Origin of the sequence: uncultured Allobaculum sp., from assembly GCF_948576815.1 — a bacterium.
Lineage (GTDB): Bacteria > Bacillota_I > Bacilli_A > Erysipelotrichales > Erysipelotrichaceae > Allobaculum > Allobaculum fili.
The window spans coordinates 1-2,284 of sequence record NZ_CAPAEZ010000122.1 but is presented as its reverse complement, the minus strand read 5'-3'; the positions used below and the strand labels follow the sequence as shown (position 1 = coordinate 2,284).

General features: G+C 47.7%; 3 protein-coding genes. All 3 read left to right on the top strand.

Annotated elements, in window-relative coordinates:
• Positions 1-182, top strand: a 182-nt coding sequence (locus Q2J39_RS10645; protein ID WP_288340672.1) for a hypothetical protein, incomplete at its 5' end; no start/stop codon positions are given.
• A gap of 317 nt (positions 183-499) precedes the next feature.
• Positions 500-1,000: a ComEA family DNA-binding protein gene (locus tag Q2J39_RS10640; RefSeq protein WP_288340670.1), complete on the top strand. Its 501-nt coding sequence runs from the start codon at positions 500-502 to the stop codon at positions 998-1,000.
• 238 nt (positions 1,001-1,238) lie between these two features.
• Positions 1,239-2,003 carry a hypothetical protein gene (locus Q2J39_RS10635; protein WP_288340667.1) on the top strand — a complete coding sequence of 255 codons (765 nt, stop codon included), beginning with the start codon at positions 1,239-1,241 and terminating at the stop codon, positions 2,001-2,003.
• The last annotated feature ends 281 nt before the right edge of the window (positions 2,004-2,284 follow it).

The window sequence follows — 2,284 nt, the reverse complement described above, 5'->3', positions numbered from 1 at the left end:
GACATACAATTTACTTATGTATGTCGGAATTTAAAGAGACTTTTTCAGCAGCCTCGCAGCTGGCCATTTTTTTTGCACCTCCAGAACGCAGGACCAATATAAAATCGGATTTATCTTCTCTTACGAGCGGCAGATCCGGTTTTTGTTTAGCACAGAAAACCCAAATGGGTGCGGCGGCCTGAGGGGACCAAAAAAGGACAGAGTGTTCGAAAAAGAGGCAATTGAAAAGGCTGCACGCCATTTGGATCGTCTGCCCAAAAAGGCAGAGTCATGATCCTGGAGGGGAAAGAATGAAAATGACTCCGGTGCTTAAGGACCTGTGTAAATCTTCCATCCGGGTATGGGCCAGATACAAAAATTCAACAGATTTGAGCCATCTCTTTCTTCGTCAGTATCTGAAAAAGACTGGGTAAGGAAAAGCAAAATGCCCAAAGATTCCAGTGCATGCTTATGACGGCAAACCGATGCATCCGTTTTGAAAAAGAGACGGATCGTATAAATGGACATGGGAAGACTGTATAAAAGCATTGGATTTTTTCTGTTTGCCGGACTGCTTGGGATGGCATTGGTTGGACGGAATACGCCCGTCTTTCTCTCACGCCAAAAACCGGAAACCATAGAAGTCCAGATTGAAGGCGAAGTGCTCCATCCGGGTCTGTATTCGATCCCAAACGGATCTTCAATCCAGGATCTGATCGCGGTCGCCGGCGGTCTGAAAGACAGTGCGGATCCAGACGACTGGCCGCTTGGACGGGAAGTGCGTTCTCAGGAAGTGATTTTCATACGGGCGAAAACGGAATCCGGCCAGCCTGATCGAATCAGCATCAATACCGCCGATCAAAACGAGCTCATGGAACTGCCGGGCATTGGAGAAGCAAGCGCCAGCCGGATTCTCGCCTATCGTGAACTGCATCCTTTCACCTGCGTCGAAGAGTTGATGAACGTTCCGGGTATCGGTCAGAAAAAGTTTGAAAAGCTTCGCGATCGGATTCGTCTGTAACAGAAGCGGAAAAAGGTCGAAAACAGGAACACGGGGCTCGAAGTTCGGAAAAATCAGGGGCTTTCTGAGGGGAATTTCAGGACGCAAACCAAGTGAAATCGCTTAACTCGAAACACAAAAAGCGGAAAAGGGGACAAGAGTCCGTATGTCTATACATACCTTGCCTGCATAATCAGGAGCCAGCTCTAATCACGCTATCGTGGAGATATGCATTACTTGACAAAGGAGGAGAAACAGCATGAACAAACTGTTGTCATCTTTGGCGGCCCTGTCGCTTGGCATGGGCAGCCTCATGACCCCTGTTTACGCGGCTGAGGATTCGCCTCAGGCCGTTCGCCGTACTCCGGCTAAAGAAGAAGATGCAGATAATGACTTTGAGCTTCTCAACGAAGGTGATAAGTACCTTCGTACTGGAGACAAGCTGAAGCTGGAGTTCACGAAGACGTATTACAAGGGTGTTCCAGTAGAGTATGACGTTACCTGGGTAAATCGTCCGGGCGTGATTGAGGTCGATGCAGACGGTGTGCTGCACGTCGAGAAGGCTGGTAACTACTATATGTACTATGGACTGGAATATTCGAAGGAAACCCGTGAACGGTTTAAAAATGATGAGCTGCCAGCACTTGTGGATATGAACTTTTTTATGAACTTTGTGGTATCGGACACGTCCAGACAGCCGGTCTATCGTCTCTATGATCCAAATGCCGGCGATCATCATTTCACAAAGGATAAAAAAGAATACGATGCGCTTGGCAAACTTGGCTGGACCCAGGAAGGATCCGCCTGGTACTGCTCACCTGAGACAGATACGCCAGTCTACCGGCAGTACAACCCGAACGCACAAGCTGGGCGTCATAACCTCACCTCTAACACGAAGGAAAAAGAGTATCTGATTTCTGTTGGCTGGAAGGATGCAGGCATCGTCTGGTATACACCGGTTATTGCCTACTCGGACATAGATCTGGACTGGCTTGAAGAGACTCCGCCTATGGCGCATAACTAACCAAAATAAACAAACAGCCAATTGAAAAAATTCCGGAGCGCCGGATTTACTGGCGTACTTCCATTCCGTCTGGCAAAAGCCAGTCCTGGGATCTTTCTGATTTTCATGGGGATTTACCTGAAGAAAATCAGAATCGATCCAGACAGGACTGGTTTTTTCATGTGGTAAAACTCACGTCCTCACTTGTCCCGTAACTTAATAGAATGAATAGCTCGTATCCTCCTCATTTGTAAGCGTCAAATAAAAGACGGGTATTTTCTCGACCGCCTCCTTGGGATAAT